Here is an 18,066-nt window from a genome sequence, read left to right on the forward strand (position 1 = left end):
GAAGTGGGGCGAATTATAGGCCTCTGTAATTCGCCGTCAAGGGTTAATTTCAGGTTTATTCGGATTTCAGCGTAATACGCGCAAACGCCTTCTTCCCGGCCTGGCAAACATGGGTAGCGCCCAGCTTGTATATAAAGGTGCGATCGACAACCTCACCATCTATACGCACACCACCCGAACCGAGCAGGTCACGAGCGACCGCCGAGTTCTTGACCAGGCCCGCCTTGTTGAGGATCGCCGCGATCGGCATGTCTTCCGCCGCGCTCAGCTCGACTTCCGGCAGATCATCCGGCAGCTCGCCGTCCTTCATGCGGTTGCCGGCACCGCGATGCGCATTGGCCGCAGCCTCCTCGCCATGGAACCGCGCAACGATCTCTTCCGCCAGCTTGATCTTGATATCGCGCGGGTTCGCACCAGCCTCGACATCCTTGCGGAACTGATTGATCTCATCCATCGAACGGAAGCTCAGCAGCTCGAAGTAGCGCCACATCAACGCATCGGGGATGGAGACCAGCTTGCCGTACATCACACCCGGCGCCTCCTGGATACCGACGTAGTTGCCCAGGGACTTGGACATCTTCTTCACGCCGTCCAGACCTTCGAGCAACGGCATGGTGAGGATGCACTGCGCTTCCTGCCCATAGGCGCGCTGCAACTCGCGCCCCATCAGCAGGTTGAACTTCTGGTCGGTACCACCCAGTTCGACATCGGCACGCAAGGCCACCGAGTCATAACCCTGCACCAGCGGATAAAGGAACTCGTGGATCGCGATAGGCTGCTTGGAGCTGTAGCGCTTGTCGAAGTCATCACGCTCGAGCATGCGCGCCACGGTGTACTGCGAAGTCAGGCGAATGAAGTCCGCCGGCCCCATCTGATCCATCCAGGTGGAGTTGAACGCCACTTCGGTCTTGGCCGGATCGAGGATCTTGAATACCTGAGCCTTGTAGGTCTCGGCATTGTCGAGCACCTGCTCACGCGTCAGCGGTGGACGCGTCGCACTCTTGCCGCTCGGATCACCGATCATCCCGGTGAAATCGCCAATCAGGAAGATGACCTGGTGGCCCAGCTCCTGGAACTGGCGCAGCTTGTTGATCAGCACCGTGTGACCCAGGTGCAGGTCCGGCGCCGTCGGGTCGAAGCCAGCCTTGATCCGCAGCGGCTGGCCGCGCTTGAGCTTCTCGACCAGTTCGGCCTCGACCAATATCTCTTCCGCACCACGCTTGATCAGCGCTAGCTGCTCTTCAACCGACTTCATAACCAACCTGCAAGGCTCAGATTCAAAGGGATCCAACCATACAAGATCGCCGCCCAAATACAAGTTTTGCCCGGCGTACGGCCAAGGTTCTGCGGGCCGGCACATGACAGACTTGCTTCAGAGATGTTTTGGTTATATTTTATACAGTTATTTCATCTTCATCATGTCATTCATCTTTTCCAATTCATCTTCTTCAAAGTCAAATTACCTATGACCACAGAACCGTCTAAAGCGCCGCCGCTTTATCCGAAGACCCACCTGCTAGCCGCAAGTGGTATCGCCGCCCTCCTCAGCCTGGCGCTGCTGGTATTCCCTTCCAGCGATGTAGAAGCCAAAAAGACGACCCTGAGCCTTGAACTGGAAAGTCCTGCCGCTCAACTGACACAAGACAATGACGCTGTAGACCTCGATCAAGCCACAAATGAAGGCAATCCATCGCCCTTCGCCCAGATCGACAACAGCGCCGAAGATACCAAGGACACCGCCAAGACCGAGGCGGCGCCTGCTTTAGAAGAGAAAAAGGCCCCCGGCCACCGCGAAGTGATCGTGGCCCGCGGCGATACGCTCTCCACCCTGTTCGAGAAGGTCGGCCTGCCTGCTGCCTCAGTACATGAGGTCCTGGCCAGCGATAAACAAGCCAAGCAGTTCTCCCAGCTCAAGCATGGCCAGAAACTGGAGTTCGAACTGAGCCCCGATGGCCAGCTGAACAACCTGCACAGCAAGGTCAGCGACCTGGAAAGCATCACCCTGACCAAGGGTCCGAAAGGCTTTACCTTCAATCGCGTAGTCACCAAGCCCACCGTGCAGTCGGCTTATGTCCACGGCGTCATCAACAGCTCCCTGTCCCTCTCGGCCCAGCGCGCGGGCATGCCCCATAGCCTGACCCGGGAAATGGCCAGCGTGTTCGGCTATGACATCGACTTCGCCCAGGACATCCGCCCTGGCGACGAATTCGAGGTGATCTACGAGCAGAAAGTGGTCAACGGCAAGTCCGTCGGCACCGGCAATATCCTTTCCGCCCGTTTCACCAACCGTGGCAAGACCTACACCGCCGTGCGCTACACCAACAAGCAGGGTTCCAGCAGCTACTACACGGCTGACGGCAACAGCATGCGCAAGGCCTTTATCCGCACGCCGGTGGATTTCGCGCGTATCAGCTCGCGCTTCTCCATGGGCCGCAAACACCCGATCCTGAACAAGATCCGCGCCCACAAAGGCGTCGACTATGCCGCACCGCGTGGTACCCCGATCAAGGCAGCGGGCGATGGCAAGGTACTGCTGGCCGGTCGCCGTGGCGGCTACGGCAATACCGTGATCATCCAGCACGGCAATACCTACCGTACGCTCTATGGCCACATGCAGGGCTTCGCCAAGGGCATCCAGACCGGCAGCAACGTCAAGCAGGGCCAGGTGATCGGCTATATCGGCACGACCGGTCTCTCCACCGGCCCGCACCTGCACTATGAGTTCCAGGTCAACGGCGTCCACGTCGATCCACTGGGCCAGAAGCTGCCCATGGCCGACCCGATCGCCAAGTCCGAGCGCGCCCGCTTCCTGGCCCAGAGCCAACCGCTGATGGCGCGCATGGACCAGGAAAAGGCCACCAAGCTCGCCTCGGCCAAGCGCTGAGTCATGGCGCTCTATATCGGCGTGATGTCTGGCACCAGCCTGGATGGGCTGGATATCGCGCTGGTCGAGCTGGATACACGGATCAGGTTGCTGGCGACCCACTACATCCCCATGCCTGACGCCCTGCGCCACGAGTTGCTCGGCCTGTGTGCCAGCGGCCCGGATGAAATCGCCCGGGCCGCGATTGCCGAGCACAACTGGGCAACCCTCGCCGCGCAAGGCATCAACACCCTCCTCGCCCAACAGTCACTGGCGCCTGAAGCGATTCGCGCCATCGGCAGCCATGGCCAGACCATCCGCCACGAACCCGCCCGCGGCTTTACCGTGCAGATCGGCAATCCGGCACTGCTGGCGGAGCTGACCGGCATCAGCGTCGTCAGCGACTTCCGTCGGCGCGACGTCGCCGCCGGCGGCCAAGGTGCGCCCCTGGTTCCAGCCTTCCACGAGGCACTGTTCGAAGAGCGCAACGGCACAGCGCTCAATAGTAGTGCGGTGTTGAATATAGGCGGCTTCAGCAACCTGAGCCTGATCGAACCGGGCAAGCCCGTCTCTGGCTTCGACTGCGGCCCCGGCAACGTGCTGCTGGACGCCTGGATCCATGACCAGCGCGGTGAAAGCTATGATCGCAACGGCCAATGGGCGGCCAGCGGCCAGGTCGAGCCGGCGCTGCTGCAAGCGCTGCTCGGCGACCCCTTCTTCCGTGCCACCGGCCCCAAGAGCACCGGACGCGAAGTCTTCAACCTGAACTGGCTGAAACAGCATCTGGGACAACTGCCCGCCTTCAAGGCCGAAGACGTCCAGGCCACACTGCTCGAACTGACAGCGCAGACCATCATCGAGTCGCTGACGAGCGCCCAATCCGCCACGCAGGAATTGCTGGTGTGTGGCGGCGGCGCCCATAACGCGGCCCTGATGAGCCGCCTAGGCCAACTGCTGCCAGGTGCGACGGTCGCCAGCACCGCGAGCCATGGTGTCGATCCCGACTGGGTGGAAGCCATGGCATTCGCCTGGCTGGCCCATTGCTGCCTTGAAGGCATCCCGGCCAACCGCCCCAGCGTCACCGGCGCCCGCGGCTTGCGGATACTGGGCGCGATCTACCCCGCCTGAGCCCCTCGAGAAAAAAGGCCCACACAGCAAAACGCCGCGAAGATTCGCGGCGTCGAGGGTGAAACACTTGCCAATCGATCAGATCGAGAACGACGAGCCGCAACCACAAGTCGTGGTGGCATTCGGGTTCTTGATGACAAACCGGGAGCCTTCCAGGCCTTCCTGGTAATCCACCTCTGCGCCTGCCAGGTACTGGAAGCTCATCGGATCGACCACCAGACTGACGCCCTCGCGCTCGACGATGGTGTCATCATCGGCGACATCTTCATCGAAGGTGAAGCCGTACTGAAACCCTGAACAACCGCCGCCCGTAACGAATACGCGCAGCTTCAAGCGATCATTACCCTCTTCATCGACCAGGCTCTTCACCTTGTGCGCGGCACCGTGGGTGAATTGCAAAGCCGTGGGGGTGAAGGATTCGACGCTCATGCTGACTATCTCCCGGCGTTACGCCGCCATAATGCGTGATGACGCGCATTATCCGCTTCTCCTAGAAAAGCGGTCAACTATTGTTATGGTATATCAATCAACCCGCACGGCATCACGGAATGCAAAAAGGCCCGCTTGACGGGCCTTTCCGTTGAACGAGGGCGCTGCGTTACGGCAGCATGCCGGCATGGGACAAGCCCAGGCGTTCATCCAGGCCGAACAGGATGTTCAGGTTCTGTACCGCCTGGCCCGAAGCGCCCTTGACCAGGTTGTCGATCACCGAAAGCACGACCACCAGGTCACCATCCTGTGGGCGATGCACGGCAATCCGGCATACGTTCGCACCACGCACACTGCGGGTTTCCGGATGGCTGCCGGCCGGCATCACGTCAACGAACGGTTCGTCGGCATAACGCTTTTCGAACAGTGCCTGCAGGTCGACGGAACGATCCACCACGGTCGCGTAGAGCGTCGAGTGAATACCGCGAATCATCGGCGTGAGGTGAGGAACGAAGGTCAGGCCGACGTCCTTGCCCGCGGCACGGCGCAGACCCTGGCGGATTTCCGGCAGGTGGCGGTGGCCCTTGACGGCATAGGCCTTCAGGCTTTCCGAAGTCTCGGAGTACAGCGAACCGACACTGGCACCGCGGCCGGCGCCGCTGACACCGGATTTGCAGTCGGCGATCAACCGCGAAGTATCAGCCAGGCCGGCTTCGAGCAACGGCAGGAAACCCAGCTGGGTAGCGGTCGGATAGCAGCCGGGCACGGCAATCAGGCGCGCCTGCCGGATCTTCTCGCGATTCACTTCCGGCAGGCCATAGACCGCCTCGTCCAGCAGGGCTGGCGCGCCGTGCGGCTGGCCGTACCACTTGGCCCACTCATCGGCGTCCTGCAGGCGGAAATCCGCGGACAAGTCGATCACCTTGGTCCCGGCGGCCAGCAATTCACCGGCCAGGGCATGGGCAACTCCGTGAGGCGTGGCGAAGAACACCACGTCGCAGGCGCCGAGGGTCTTGATATCCGGCACGCTGAACGCCAGGCCATCGTAATGGCCGCGCAGGTTCGGATACATGTCAGCCACGGCCAGCCCAGCCTCGGATCGAGAAGTGATGACCACCACTTCTGCCTGCGGATGCTGCGCCAGCAGACGCAGCAATTCGACACCGGTGTAACCCGTGCCGCCGACGATACCGACCTTGACCATGACCTGCCCCTCAACGAAACCACTGGAAAGCCCACGATAATAGGGGCCGCGCGCGCCTGCGACAACCGTCAAGGTGACGTGCGGACGCTCAAGCCTCTACTATTCGGCCTACCGTGAACCTGGGAATAACCAAAAATGCTTTATCTATGGCTCAAAGCCTTTCATATCGTCAGTGTCGTCTGCTGGTTTGCCGGCCTGTTCTACCTGCCACGCCTGTTCGTCTACCACGCCCAGAGCGAGGATGCGCTCAGCAAGGAACGCTTCAGCGTCATGGAGCGCAAGTTGTATCGCGGGATCATGGGACCGGCGATGATCGCCACGCTGATCTTCGGTGGCGGGCTGATCGCCCTCAACCCGGGCATCTTCAGCCAGGGCGGCTGGATACACGCCAAGTTGACCCTGGTGGTGTTGCTGATCGGTTACCACCACATGTGCGGCGCCCAGGTGAAGCGTTTTGCCCGTGGCGAGAACACCCGCAGTCATGTCTTTTATCGCTGGTTCAATGAAGTGCCGGTTCTGATATTGCTGGCTATTGTAATTCTGGTCGTGGTCAGACCGTTCTGAATTCAACCCGCCTTCACTCTCGGAGTACCGCCAATGTCGCTGCCCGCTCTGCTCGAACAACGCCTGCGCCTCCCCGTCGTGGCCGCACCCATGTTCCTGATCTCCAACCCGCAACTGGTGCTGGCGTGCTGCCGCAACGGCGTGGTGGGCAGCTTCCCGGCACTCAACCAGCGGGAAAGCAGCGGCTTCAAGGCCTGGCTGGAAGAAATCGAGGCCGGCCTGGCACAGCTGGATGATCCGGCACCCTATGCCGTCAACCTGATCGTGCACAACAGCAACCCGCGCCTGCAGGCAGACCTGCAGATCTGCATCGAGCACAAGGTGCCGATCGTCATCACCAGCCTGGGTGCGGTCAAGGAGCTGGTGGATGCGGTCCACGACTATGGCGGCCTGGTCTTCCACGATGTGACGACCCGGCGCCACGCGGAAAAAGCCGCCGAAGCGGGAGTCGACGGCCTGATCGCGGTTGCCGCCGGTGCCGGTGGCCATGCCGGCACCTGGAGTCCGTTTGCCCTGATCGCCGAGATCCGGCAGTTCTTCGACAAGACCCTGCTGCTGGCCGGCTGCCTCAACCACGGCCATGAGATTCTCGCCGCACAGTTGCTGGGGGCCGACCTGGCCTATTTCGGCACCCGCTTCATCGGCACCACGGAAAGTCATGCCCCAGAAGCCTATAAGGAGATGTTGCTGACCTCCCGCGCCGCCGATATCGTGCATACCGCCGCCGTCTCGGGCGTGCCGGCCAGCTTCATGCGCCAGAGCCTGGAAAATGCCGGCTTCGACCTCGCCGCCCTGCAGGGCAAGGGCGAAGTCAACTTCGGTTCGAAGCTCAAGCCCCTCAGCGACGAGGCCAAGGCCTGGAAGACCGTCTGGTCGGCGGGCCAGGGCGTCGGTGAGATCGGTGACTTGCCGAGCGTCGACCAGTTGATCGCACGACTCGATGATGAGTACCGCAAGGCCCAGGCCCTCGCCGCCCAACTGCCACAGCGCTGGCCACGCTAGCAACCGTATGGCCTGCAAGCACCTTGCGGGCCTACACTACGCGCCAACACTGCCGCGACAAGGACGCCCTCCATGAGCAACAACCGCTTCAAAATCGTATTCGACGGCGCCCTGCTGCCCGGAGTGGAACAAACCACTGCCCAGTTCAACCTGGCCGAACTGTTCAAGACCGATGTCGCCTCCGTGGAAAAACTGTTCAGCGGCCGGCCGATCGCCCTGAAACGCGATCTTTCCTCCGTCGAGGCGCACTCCTACCTCGAAGCCCTGCGCAAGACCGGTATCGATGCCCGCATCGAAGAGGAAGCGCCAGCCGTCGAACTGAGCCTGGCGGATATCAACGAACTTCCGCCGAGTGTCGCGCCGCCGGCCACCCGCATCGCAGATTCGCCTTACGCACCACCAACCGCCCAGGTCGGCGAGAGCCTGCCGACGTTCGGCCCGCTCAAGGCCTTTACCGCCAAGGGGCGGATCGGTCGGCTTCGCTACCTGGCCTGGAGCATGGTTGCCACGTTTATCGCGCTGATCGCCGTCGCCGTGATTGCAATCGCCCTGAGCGGGTCCACCTCCGCCGGTATCAGTCTGGCCCTGATCGCGATGGCCGTGTTCATTGTCTGCACCATCCAGATCGCCATCCAGCGCCTGCACGACATCGGCTGGTCCGGCTGGCTCTGGTTGTTGACGCTGGTGCCCTTTGTCGGCAGCGTGTTCCCTTTCGTCCTCGCGTTCTACCCGGGCAATGCCGGCGCCAACCAATACGGCGCCCCGCCACCGCCCAACAGCACCGCGGTCAAGGTACTGTCGGTTCTGGCGGTGATCGGTATCGTCGCCATTATCGTTTTTGGCGCAGGAGGTGGCGTCAAGGACATCGAGGATCGCTACAACAATGAAGCGGCCAGCCAGTCCGACAACCGCGACGAGGCAGCCGAAGCCGCCGCGCCCGCTGTAGACTATGAGAAAGAATAAACAGCGCTGACCTTGCGACCTCCCTGTCCCAAGGCTCTGCGCCGTTGCCATGGAGAATTGCATGACCCGTTACGCCCTGATCACCGGCGCTTCCAGCGGTATCGGCCTGGCCCTGGCCGAAGCGCTGGCACGCCGCGGTCGCAACCTGATTCTGGTTGCCCGTCAACGTGATCGGCTGGAAAGCATTGCCATCGAGTTGACCCAGCGCTTCGGCGTCGAAGTACTCTTCCGGGCCTGCGACCTGGGCGAGCCGCTGCGCCTGTCCGGATTTCTGCTGGAGCTGGAGGAAGGTGAGCGCCAGATCGACCTGCTGGTCAACTGTGCCGGCATCGGCACCTGCGGTCCGTTCCTGGCCCAGGACTGGGGCACCGAGCAGGACCTGATCGAAGTGAATATCCTCGCCCTCACCCGCCTGTGCCACTCACTGGGCAACCTGATGGCGATACAGGGCGGCGGGCAGATCCTCAACGTGGCGTCCGTTGCCGCCTTTCACCCCGCGCCATGGATGAGCAGCTACTACGCAAGCAAGGCCTACGTCCTGCATTTCAGCGAAGGCCTGCGCGAGGAACTGAAAAAAACCGGGATCAAGGTCTCGGTACTCTGCCCCGGCCTGACCCGCACCGCGTTCTTCGATACCGCCCAGTTGCAAGTCGACAAGCTGCGTAACAACAAGCTGATGATGAGCCCCGAAGAAGTTGCGCTCTACACCGTCCGCGCCCTGGAAAAAAATCGCGCGGTGATCATCCCCGGCTGGCGCAACCGCTGGTTGTCCCGGGCTCCGCGCCTGGGCAGCCGCTGGATGGTGCGCAAGCTTGCCGGCTGGGTCACCCGCGGCTATTGCCCGCGCTGACACTTGAACTCATGGCCCGCTGCAGACAGACTCTGGCCCGCCCCCACCCAAGGAGAAACAGCTGTGGATACTCTGTTCACCAAGATCATCAACCGGGAAATACCCGCGAAGATCATTTACGAGGACGACCAGGTCCTGGCCTTTCACGATATCGCCCCGCAGGCCCCGGTGCATTTCCTGGTGATTCCGAAGAAACCGGTACGCACCCTCAACGACCTGACCGAGGATGACAAGGCGCTGGCCGGGCATATCCTGTTCACCGCCCAGCGCCTGGCACTGGAGTTGGGCTGCGAAGAAGGTTTCCGGGTGGTGATGAACTGCAACGAGCTGGGCGGACAGACGGTCTATCACATCCATATGCATGTGCTGGGTCAGCGCCAGATGAACTGGCCACCGGGCTGATAAACCAGAAAGCACGCAATTGCCCTGTAGGCACTGGTTTGCGGCCGCCATCGCTGGCAGGCCGGCTCCTGCAGGTCTGGCGGCGCCTGAAAAATCGTGTCCCGTCGTCTCTACCTCATGACCCAACGCAAACCTTCCCCGCCCGATTGCGGTAAACTGCAGGCCGAGATTCCTCCGGAGGTCAGCATGACTACCCAACGTCACTACTCGCCGATTGACCGTCTGCTACTGCAAGCCGATACGGCGATGCGCACCTTGCTGCCATTCAGCGGCCAGCCATATCGCCCGTCGCCGGCCATTGTCGAGCCCGAAGCGCAGATGAGCGAGGACGACACCCGGCACGTCGCGGGGCTGATGCGGATCAACCACACCGGCGAAGTCTGTGCCCAGGCGCTGTATCAGGGCCAGGCACTGACCGCCAAGCTGCCTCATGTACGCGAAGCGATGGAACACGCTGCCGAGGAAGAAATCGATCACCTGGCCTGGTGTGAGCAACGCATCCGCCAGTTGGGCAGCCATCCCAGCGTGCTGAACCCACTGTTCTATGGCCTGTCCTTTGGGATCGGCGCGGTTGCCGGACTGATCAGCGACAAGGTCAGCCTGGGATTCGTCGCAGCGACCGAAGACCAGGTGTGCAAACACCTGAACGAGCATCTCGAACAGTTGCCCGTGGAGGATGAGAAATCCCGGGCGATTCTCGAACAGATGCGCATCGACGAAGAACACCACGCCGAATCCGCGCTCGACGCCGGTGGCTTTCGCTTCCCGGCACCGGTGAAGTTCGGCATGAGCCTGCTGGCCAAGGTCATGACCAAAAGCACCTACCGCATCTGAGGCAGCAGATCGCGAAGACAAAAAAGGGCGCCCTGTGCGCCCTTTTCACTGCCTGCCCGTTTTCAGCGCAGGCGAAACCTCGACTCAGCCGAGCTCGATGATCTCGTAGTCATGGCTGATGGCGACGCCCGCGGCACCGAGCATGATCGAGGCCGAGCAGTATTTCTCGGCGGACAGCTCGATCGCCCGCTTGACCTGGGCTTCCTTCAAGCCACGGCCCTTGACCACGAAATGCAGGTGAATCTTGGTGAACACCTTCGGATCTTCGGTCGCCCGCTCGGCTTCGAGGAAGGCTTCGCAGCTTTCGATGGCCTGACGCGACTTCTTCAGGATGCTGACCACGTCGAAATTGCTGCAACCGCCCAAGCCCAGCAGGAGCATTTCCATGGGACGCACGCCCAGGTTGCGGCCACCGCTTTCCGGCGGGCCATCCATCACCACCACATGCCCGCTACCCGACTCTCCGAGGAACATGGCTTCGCCAGCCCATTGGATGCGTGCCTTCATCGCCAAGACTCCACTGCTAAAAAAGGGTCGCCAGCTTAGCACAGCGCCAGACGCGTCCAGGCGACGACCGGCCGGTCGACCCGCTAAATTCCCAAATCTCGACACAATGTGTCTGTTAAGCTGGCGCCAAATCGCTGGCGTTCTGCCAGCTTTCGAGCTACGACTAAAAAAACAAACCACACCGTGCAGTCTTTTCGGGATACAACCATGGTTGCTCTGGCTTCCGCTTCCGCCCCCAAGATCAAGAACCTCGACAAACTGCTGATGCATTGTCAGCGCCGACGCTACCAGGCCAAGAGCAATATCATTTGCGCCGGTGACCGTTCGCAAACCCTGTTTTTCATTGTCAAAGGCTCGGTCACCATCCTGATCGAGGACGATGACGGCCGGGAAATGATCATCGCCTATCTCAACGCCGGCGACTTCTTCGGTGAGCTGGGCCTGTTCGAGCAGGCCGGCCATGAACAGGAGCGCAGTGCCTGGGTACGCGCCAAGATCGAATGTGAAGTGGCGGAAATCAGCTACTGCAAGTTCCGCGAACTGGCCCAACAGGACCCGGACATTCTCTACGCCCTCAGCGGACAGATCGCCCAGCGCCTGCGCAACACCACCCGCAAGGTCGGTGACCTGGCGTTCTTCGACGTCACCGGACGTGTCGCCCGCTGCCTGCTGGAACTGTGCAAGCAGCCGGATGCCATGACGCACCCGGACGGCATGCAGATCAAGATCACCCGCCAGGAAATCGGGCGTATCGTCGGCTGTTCACGGGAAATGGTCGGCCGCGTGCTCAAGGATCTGGAAGAACAGAACCTCGTTCACGTCAAAGGCAAGACCATGGTGGTGTTCGGGACACGCTAGACGGACAGCATGTCCGCCAGCATCTGCTGGTACACGCCGGCCAGGCGCTCAAGGAATAGCGGGGCCGGATACACCTCGTGCAGGGCAATATGGCTTGAAGCACGTACCCGCTGCTCCAGCCCACACGCCTGATTGAAACGATTGACCGCCGCGACCATCGAATCGCGTTCGTCGTCGATCAGCATCGCCCCGTGCACCAGGCCCACCGGGCGGGTTCCGCCGCGACTTTGCCGCCAGCGCTGGGCCGTGCCGACCATCTTGCGACCATTGAGGTTGACGTTATAGCGGCCATCGCAAAACGCGCCCTCGATTTCCCCCAGGGAGGCCGTCCCGCCCAACTCGTCCAGCACCGCACAGATCGGCTGGCACAGACGCAGGTAGCCGGTTTCAATACGGTTCTGATCACCCTCGCTGCGCGGCGGCGCGTAGACCAGGGCGACATTGACCGTCGAGGCGGATTGCGGCACCGGTTCGCCACCGGTCTCGCGTAACAGCACCGGCCAATCGTCGGCCGCCAGCGCTTCACAGGCCGCCTCGAAGCCCGGCAGACGGCTCAGGCGCCGGGGCATGACCAGCGCGCGGTCGGTGGGCTGCCAGAACAGCAGGCCCCACTCCTGCTCACCGGCACAGACTGCCGCGAGCAAATCCTGTTCGGCGCGCAGGCCGGCTTCGACGGTAAGGGCAACGGGCAGTGTCATGGCAAGAAGATCCCTCTTTATCGTGCCTGCAAGCAAGGCCGGTGGGAGCAGGTTGTGTGGGAGCGGGCTTGCCCGCGAAGAGGCCCTCAAGACCGCCAAGAGCTTCGCGGGCAAGCCCGCTCCCACAAAAGCGCCTCATAAAGGCTCACATCGCAAACAAGCCCATTCCTACATTCGAACAGCTCGATTCAATCGAGGGTAGAACCGCTGACCACGGGCGATCCGCGCTCCGGGAAGAACAGTCGCTGCAGCTCGTCGCCCGGGCTTTCCGCGCGCATGAACGCTTCGCCAACCAGGAACGAGTACACCTCGCTGATTTCCATCAGCTCGACGTCGGCACGATTGAGGATACCGCTCTCGGTAATCACCAGGCGGTCGCGCGGCACGATCGGCAGCAGGTCGAGGGTAGTTTCGAGGCTGACTTCGAAGGTATGCAGGTTACGGTTGTTGATACCGATCAGCGGCGTATCGAGGTGCTTCAGCGCCCGTTCCAGTTCGGCGGCGTCATGGGACTCCACCAGCACATCGAGGCCGACGCCCTTGGCGACCGCGGCCAACTCGGCCATCAACCCGTCGTCCAGTGCCGCGACGATCAGCAGGATACAGTCGGCGCCCATCGCCCGGGCCTCGACGATCTGGTATGGATCGACCATGAAGTCCTTGCGGATCACCGGCAACTTGCAGGCCCCGCGGGCCTGTTGCAGGTACAGGTCCGAACCCTGGAAGTAATCGACGTCGGTGAGTACCGAAAGACAGGTCGCCCCACCCTTCTCGTAGCTCCTGGCGATATCGGCAGGGATGAAGTTCTCGCGAATGACGCCCTTGCTCGGCGAGGCCTTCTTGATTTCGGCAATCACCGCCGGCTGCTTCAGCCGGGCCTGCTCGATCAGCGCCTTGGCGAAGCCACGCGGTGCGTCAGCGGCCCGGGCCAGGTTTTCCAGCTCGGCCAGGCTCACGCGAGCGCGACGCTCAGCCACTTCCTCGGCCTTGCGGGCGAGGATCTTCTCCAGAACGGTCGGCACACTCATGCTTCATTCTCCTGCTTGAACACGGCGGTGAACGCGCCCAGCTCTTCGAGCTTCTCACGGGCCAGGCCGGTGTGAAGTGCGTCGTGAGCCAGGGCAACGCCCTCTTTCAGGCTGCTGGCATGATCGGCGGCATACAGCGCGGCACCGGCATTGAGCACGATCATTTCCGCGGCTTTCTGGCCATTCTCGGTTTTGCGGCGACCCAGCGCATCACGGATCAACTCCAGGGACGCCGCCGGACTATCCACCACCAGGCCGAACAGACTCTGGCTTTTTATACCCAAGTCTTCGGGCTGAACCCAATATTCTGTTATTGCATCGTTTTTCAGCTCGGCCACATAGGTCGGCGCCGCCAGGCTGAATTCGTCCAGGCCGTCCTGGGAGTGCACCACCAGCACGTGCTTGCTGCCCAGGCGCTGCAGGACTTCAGCCAATGGACGGCAGAGCGCCTGGGTGAAAACGCCCACCACCTGATGCTTCACGCCGGCCGGATTCGTAAGCGGGCCGAGCATGTTGAACAAGGTGCGCAGGCCGAGATCACGGCGCGGACCGGCCGCGTGCTTCATCGCACGGTGATGGGTCTGGGCAAACATAAAGCCGATGCCGACATTGTCGATGCAGCGTGCCACCTGGACCGGTGTCAGGTTCAGGTAGATGCCGGCCGCCTCAAGCAGGTCGGCGCTGCCGCTCTTGCCCGACACCGCGCGGTTGCCGTGCTTGGCGACGGTACAGCCGGCCGCCGAGACCACGAAGGCCGAGGCGGTGGACACGTTGAAGATATTCGCGCCATCGCCGCCGGTGCCGACCACGTCGACCACGCCGTCGAGGCTCTTGAGCTCGACCTTGTCCGCCAGTTCGCGCATGACCGATACCGCGCCGACGATCTCGTCGATGCTTTCGCTCTTCATGCGCATGGCCATCATGAAGGCGCCGATCTGCGCCTCGGTGCATTGCCCGGTCATGATTTCACGCATGACATCGCGCATTTCTTCGGTACTCAGGTCCAGATGGCCGACGATACGGCTCAGGGCAGTCTTGATATCCATGAAAAGTCCTTAGCGCGTGCCGCCGGTCTGCTTGAGAAAGTTGGCGAACAGCTGGTGGCCCTGCTCGGAAAGAATCGACTCGGGGTGGAATTGCACCCCTTCGATGTTCAGTGTCTTGTGGCGCAAGCCCATGATCTCATCGACCGAGCCGTCCTCCAGTTGCGTCCAGGCGGTCAGCTCCAGGCACTCGGGCAGGGTTTCGCGCTTGACGATCAGGGAATGATAGCGGGTGACGGTCAACGGCAGGTTGAGACCTTCGAACACGCCCTTGCCTTCGTGGAACAACGGGCTGGTCTTGCCGTGCATGACCTGGCGGGCACGCACCACATCGCCGCCAAAGGCCTGGCCGATGGACTGGTGCCCCAGGCAGACGCCGAGAATCGGCAGCTTGCCGGCGAAATGCCTGATCGCCTCCAGGGAAATACCGGCTTCGGTCGGCGTGCAGGGCCCCGGCGAGACCACGATGCGCTCAGGCTTGAGGGCTTCGATTTCGGCCACGGTCAATTCGTCGTTACGCACGACCTTGACGTCCGCGCCCAGCTCGCCGAGGTATTGCACGACGTTGTAGGTAAACGAGTCGTAGTTATCGATCATCAGCAACATGACAAAAAGCTCCTCAGGCGTCGGACGCGGGGGTTTGTTCAGCGAGGGCGACCGCACGGAACATCGCGCGACGCTTGTTCAGCGTTTCCTCCCACTCCAGCGCCGGCACCGAGTCGGCGACGATACCGCCACCGGCCTGCACATGCAGCTCGCCGTCCTTGATCACCGCGGTACGAATGGCGATAGCGGTGTCCATGTTGCCGTTCCAGGCGTAGTAACCGACCGCGCCGCCGTATACGCCGCGCTTGACCGGTTCGAGTTCGTCGATGATTTCCATGGCGCGGATCTTCGGCGCACCGGACAAGGTGCCCGCCGGCAGGATCGCCCGCAATGCATCCATGGACGTCAGGCCGCTTTTCAGCTGGCCGGTGACGTTGGACACGATGTGCATGACGTTGGAATAGCGTTCGATCACCATCTTCTCGGTGAGTTTCACCGAGCCGATCTCGGATACCCGCCCGGTATCGTTGCGGCCCAGGTCGATCAGCATCAGGTGCTCGGCGATTTCCTTGTCATCGGACAGCAGGTCCTCTTCCAGCGCCCGGTCGGCTTCTTCGGTGGCGCCCCGCGGACGGGTACCGGCGATCGGCCGCACGGTGATCAGGTTGTCCTCGACCCGCACCAGCACTTCCGGCGAACTGCCGACGACATGGAAATCGCCGAAATTGAAGAAGTACATGTACGGCGTCGGGTTGAAGCAGCGCAGCGCCCGGTACAGGTCGATGGGCGCGGCCTTGAAGTCGATGGACATGCGCTGGGACGGCACCACCTGCATGCAGTCGCCGGCCAGGATATATTCCTTGATGGTATCGACCGCACGCTCGTAGTCGCCCTGGGTAAAGCTCGAGCGGAATACCGGGTCGGCGGCCGGCGGCCGGTCGAGTTCCAGCCCGCGGCGTGGCGTGATCGGCTGGCGCAATTGCCCCAGCAACTCCTGCAGGCGTGCCTGGCCCTGTTCGTAGGCATTGTCCCGGGAAGGGTCGGCCAGAACGATGGCGTGCATCTTGCCGGCCAGGTTGTCGAAGACCACCACGGCGTCGGAGACCATCAACAGGATATCCGGCACGCCCAGCGGATCCGGATTCGGGCATTTGCCCAGGCGCTTCTCGACGTAGCGCACGCAGTCATAACCGAAGTAGCCCACCAGGCCGCCGTTGAAACGCGGCAGGCCGGCGATGGTCGGTACGTTGTAGCGAGCCTTGAATTCCTCGACGAAGGCCAGGGGATCCTCGGCTTCGCAGCTTTCGATCTCGACGCCGTCATGGGTCACGCTGATGCGGTGGTCATGCACCCGCAGCACGGTGCGGCACGGCAGGCCGATGATCGAGTAGCGGCCCCATTTCTCACCGCCCTGCACCGACTCCAGCAGATAGGAATTGGGCTGGTCGGCCAGTTTCAGGTAGATCGACAACGGCGTATCGAAGTCGGCCAGGGTTTCGCAGGCAAGCGGGATGCGGTTATAGCCGGCAGCGGCCAAACGCAGGAATTCTTCGCGGGTCATGATATGCCTCGTGGCTTGAGGTTCAAACAGTCAGGTATGCAAACGCGCCGCACAGGCGGCCAGGATCATGTCAGGCGCGCCAACGCCAACGGGCCAGGGCCTTGATGACTTTCATCCAGAGTTTGCGAGTGACCACCACGATGGCGTTTCCAGGAGGGGATTGAAGACAGTCCGCCGACATTAGCTCAGCGCCAGCTTCCAGGCAACCGGGAATCAGTGCGCGCAGGTCGTCGATGACCAGCGCCGGCTGTTCTTCGGCGATCGGCCGGCCATGGTTGTAGCCATAGCTGAGGGCCACGCAGATGACACCCGCCGCCTTGGCGGCCTGCACATCGTTGCGTGAATCGCCGACGAACAGGCACTGCGATGCAGGAATCCCGGCCATTTTCATCACATGGAACAACGCCGCGGGGTCGGGCTTGCGCTGCGGCAGGGTATCGCCGCCGATGATCCAGCGGAAAAATCGCCCCAGCTTCATTTCATCGAGCAGCGGCGCGACAAAGCGTTCGGGCTTGTTGGTGATCAGGGCCATTTCCACGCCCTGCTTCTGCATCCACTTCAGGGCTTCGCGCACGCCGGGGTAGACCGTGGTCAGGTCATGGCCGCCGTCATAGGCGTCCATGAAGATTTCCAGCGCATGCTCGGCTTCGCTGTCGGCCACCGCCGCATGATCGAGACCGCCGGCCAATGCCCGGCGCACCAGCACCAGGGCACCGTTGCCGACCCATTCGCGCACGGCCTCGAGGCCGGCGGCGGGACGTCCCAGGGTGAGCAGCATCTTGTCCACCGCCGTCGCCAGGTCCGGCACCGAATCGATCAACGTGCCATCCAGATCGAACATCACCAGTTTGGGCAGACGGCCCGGAAAGAGCTGCTCGAAGCCGCTCATGGACGAGCCAGCGCCAGTTCGGCGCGCATCTTCTCGATCACTTCCCGGTAGTCCGGGGCGTTGAAGATCGCCGAACCGGCGACAAAGGTATCGGCTCCGGCGGCGGCGATTTCGCGGATGTTGTTCACATTCACGCCACCGTCGATTTCCAGGCGGATATCCCGGCCCGAGGCGTCGATCAGCGCCCGCGCCTCACGCAGCTTGTCGAGGGTGCCGGGAATGAACTTCTGTCCGCCGAAGCCCGGGTTGACGCTCATCAGCAGGACCATGTCGACCTTGTCCATCACGTACTTGAGCACGTCGAGCGGCGTCGCCGGGTTGAACACCAGGCCGGCCTTGCAACCGCCTTCGCGGATCATCTGCAGGGAGCGGTCGACGTGCAGCGTGGCTTCCGGGTGGAAGGTGATGTAGGTCGCGCCGGCTTCGATGAAGTCGCCGATGATGCGGTCTACCGGGCTGACCATCAGGTGCGCGTCGATCGGCGCGGTAATGCCGTATTTGCGCAACGCCGCACAGACCATCGGGCCGATGGTCAGGTTGGGGACGTAATGGTTGTCCATGACATCGAAGTGAACGATGTCGGCGCCGGCGGCGAGAACATTGTCCACTTCCTGGCCCAGGCGGGCGAAGTCGGCGGAGAGAATCGACGGAGCAATTGCGAAGGGCTGCATGACGCACCTTTTTTGAGCAGAATCAC

Annotated in this window: 20 protein-coding genes; 9 read left to right on the top strand and 11 right to left on the bottom strand. The window is 62.1% G+C overall.

Annotated features, from left to right (window positions below; genetic code table 11):
• Positions 1 to 55 precede the first annotated feature (55 nt).
• Positions 56 to 1,255, bottom strand: a complete 1,200-nt coding sequence (gene tyrS / locus HX881_RS11765) for a tyrosine--tRNA ligase (protein ID WP_177084598.1) — start codon at positions 1,253 to 1,255, stop codon at positions 56 to 58.
• Positions 1,256 to 1,465: 210 nt separating this feature from the next.
• Between tyrS and HX881_RS11770 the strand changes: the two genes are divergently transcribed.
• Complete coding sequence (locus HX881_RS11770) at positions 1,466 to 2,884, top strand: peptidoglycan DD-metalloendopeptidase family protein (protein ID WP_177084600.1); 1,419 nt, start codon at positions 1,466 to 1,468, stop codon at positions 2,882 to 2,884.
• A gap of 3 nt (positions 2,885 to 2,887) precedes the next feature.
• On the top strand, positions 2,888 to 3,991 hold the full coding sequence (locus HX881_RS11775) for an anhydro-N-acetylmuramic acid kinase (protein WP_177084602.1): 1,104 nt from the start codon (positions 2,888 to 2,890) through the stop codon (positions 3,989 to 3,991).
• Between the two features lie 78 nt (positions 3,992 to 4,069).
• On the opposite strand, the gene erpA is transcribed toward HX881_RS11775, so the two are convergent.
• Positions 4,070 to 4,420 carry an iron-sulfur cluster insertion protein ErpA gene (gene erpA / locus HX881_RS11780; RefSeq protein ID WP_003176443.1) on the bottom strand — a complete coding sequence of 117 codons (351 nt, stop codon included), beginning with the start codon at positions 4,418 to 4,420 and terminating at the stop codon, positions 4,070 to 4,072.
• 169 nt (positions 4,421 to 4,589) lie between these two features.
• Positions 4,590 to 5,624 carry an N-acetyl-gamma-glutamyl-phosphate reductase gene (argC, locus tag HX881_RS11785; RefSeq protein ID WP_017128655.1) on the bottom strand — a complete coding sequence of 345 codons (1,035 nt, stop codon included), beginning with the start codon at positions 5,622 to 5,624 and terminating at the stop codon, positions 4,590 to 4,592.
• A 135-nt stretch (positions 5,625 to 5,759) separates the two neighbouring features.
• Between argC and hemJ the strand changes: the two genes are divergently transcribed.
• The 6 genes from hemJ (at position 5,760) to coq7 (ending at position 10,239) form a co-directional block, all read left to right on the top strand.
• A complete protein-coding gene (gene hemJ / locus HX881_RS11790) occupies positions 5,760 to 6,188 on the top strand; it encodes a protoporphyrinogen oxidase HemJ (protein ID WP_017128656.1) in 429 nt (142 codons plus the stop codon).
• 33 nt (positions 6,189 to 6,221) lie between these two features.
• A complete protein-coding gene (locus HX881_RS11795; RefSeq protein WP_177084604.1) occupies positions 6,222 to 7,190 on the top strand; it encodes an NAD(P)H-dependent flavin oxidoreductase in 969 nt (322 codons plus the stop codon).
• 72 nt (positions 7,191 to 7,262) lie between these two features.
• Positions 7,263 to 8,153: a DUF805 domain-containing protein gene (locus HX881_RS11800; protein WP_017128658.1), complete on the top strand. Its 891-nt coding sequence runs from the start codon at positions 7,263 to 7,265 to the stop codon at positions 8,151 to 8,153.
• A gap of 61 nt (positions 8,154 to 8,214) precedes the next feature.
• Positions 8,215 to 9,003, top strand: a complete 789-nt coding sequence (locus HX881_RS11805) for an SDR family NAD(P)-dependent oxidoreductase (RefSeq protein WP_017128659.1) — start codon at positions 8,215 to 8,217, stop codon at positions 9,001 to 9,003.
• A 63-nt stretch (positions 9,004 to 9,066) separates the two neighbouring features.
• Positions 9,067 to 9,405, top strand: a complete 339-nt coding sequence (locus tag HX881_RS11810; protein WP_017128660.1) for a histidine triad nucleotide-binding protein — start codon at positions 9,067 to 9,069, stop codon at positions 9,403 to 9,405.
• 186 nt (positions 9,406 to 9,591) lie between these two features.
• A complete protein-coding gene (gene coq7, locus HX881_RS11815; RefSeq protein WP_177084606.1) occupies positions 9,592 to 10,239 on the top strand; it encodes a 2-polyprenyl-3-methyl-6-methoxy-1,4-benzoquinone monooxygenase in 648 nt (215 codons plus the stop codon).
• Positions 10,240 to 10,323: 84 nt separating this feature from the next.
• Here the strand turns inward: coq7 and HX881_RS11820 are convergent, their stop codons facing one another.
• A complete protein-coding gene (locus HX881_RS11820; protein WP_017128662.1) occupies positions 10,324 to 10,746 on the bottom strand; it encodes an OsmC family protein in 423 nt (140 codons plus the stop codon).
• 207 nt (positions 10,747 to 10,953) lie between these two features.
• Between HX881_RS11820 and crp the strand changes: the two genes are divergently transcribed.
• Complete coding sequence (gene crp / locus HX881_RS11825) at positions 10,954 to 11,604, top strand: cAMP-activated global transcriptional regulator CRP (RefSeq protein WP_017128663.1); 651 nt, start codon at positions 10,954 to 10,956, stop codon at positions 11,602 to 11,604.
• Here the strand turns inward: crp and HX881_RS11830 are convergent.
• The 7 genes from HX881_RS11830 to rpe form a co-directional block, all read right to left on the bottom strand.
• Positions 11,601 to 12,302, bottom strand: a complete 702-nt coding sequence (locus HX881_RS11830) for a lipoate--protein ligase family protein (RefSeq protein WP_177084608.1) — start codon at positions 12,300 to 12,302, stop codon at positions 11,601 to 11,603. The genes crp and HX881_RS11830 overlap by 4 nt on opposite strands.
• Positions 12,303 to 12,490: 188 nt before the next feature.
• Positions 12,491 to 13,330: an indole-3-glycerol phosphate synthase TrpC gene (trpC, locus tag HX881_RS11835; RefSeq protein WP_017128665.1), complete on the bottom strand. Its 840-nt coding sequence runs from the start codon at positions 13,328 to 13,330 to the stop codon at positions 12,491 to 12,493.
• On the bottom strand, positions 13,327 to 14,376 hold the full coding sequence (trpD, locus tag HX881_RS11840; RefSeq protein WP_177084610.1) for an anthranilate phosphoribosyltransferase: 1,050 nt from the start codon (positions 14,374 to 14,376) through the stop codon (positions 13,327 to 13,329). Before trpD ends, trpC begins: the two co-directional genes overlap by 4 nt.
• Before the next feature lie 9 nt (positions 14,377 to 14,385).
• The gene (locus tag HX881_RS11845; RefSeq protein ID WP_017128667.1) at positions 14,386 to 14,979 is read right to left on the bottom strand and encodes an aminodeoxychorismate/anthranilate synthase component II; all 594 of its coding nucleotides are present in this window, start codon (positions 14,977 to 14,979) and stop codon (positions 14,386 to 14,388) included.
• 13 nt (positions 14,980 to 14,992) lie between these two features.
• Positions 14,993 to 16,480 carry an anthranilate synthase component I gene (trpE, locus tag HX881_RS11850; RefSeq protein ID WP_017128668.1) on the bottom strand — a complete coding sequence of 496 codons (1,488 nt, stop codon included), beginning with the start codon at positions 16,478 to 16,480 and terminating at the stop codon, positions 14,993 to 14,995.
• A 70-nt stretch (positions 16,481 to 16,550) separates the two neighbouring features.
• Positions 16,551 to 17,369: a phosphoglycolate phosphatase gene (locus tag HX881_RS11855; RefSeq protein WP_177084612.1), complete on the bottom strand. Its 819-nt coding sequence runs from the start codon at positions 17,367 to 17,369 to the stop codon at positions 16,551 to 16,553.
• Positions 17,366 to 18,040 carry a ribulose-phosphate 3-epimerase gene (gene rpe / locus HX881_RS11860; RefSeq protein ID WP_177063045.1) on the bottom strand — a complete coding sequence of 225 codons (675 nt, stop codon included), beginning with the start codon at positions 18,038 to 18,040 and terminating at the stop codon, positions 17,366 to 17,368. The genes HX881_RS11855 and rpe overlap by 4 nt, the downstream gene beginning before the upstream one ends.
• Between the last annotated feature and the right edge of the window lie 26 nt (positions 18,041 to 18,066).

This window comes from Pseudomonas gingeri, from assembly GCF_013386115.1.
In the GTDB taxonomy this organism is placed as follows: domain Bacteria; phylum Pseudomonadota; class Gammaproteobacteria; order Pseudomonadales; family Pseudomonadaceae; genus Aquipseudomonas; species Aquipseudomonas gingeri.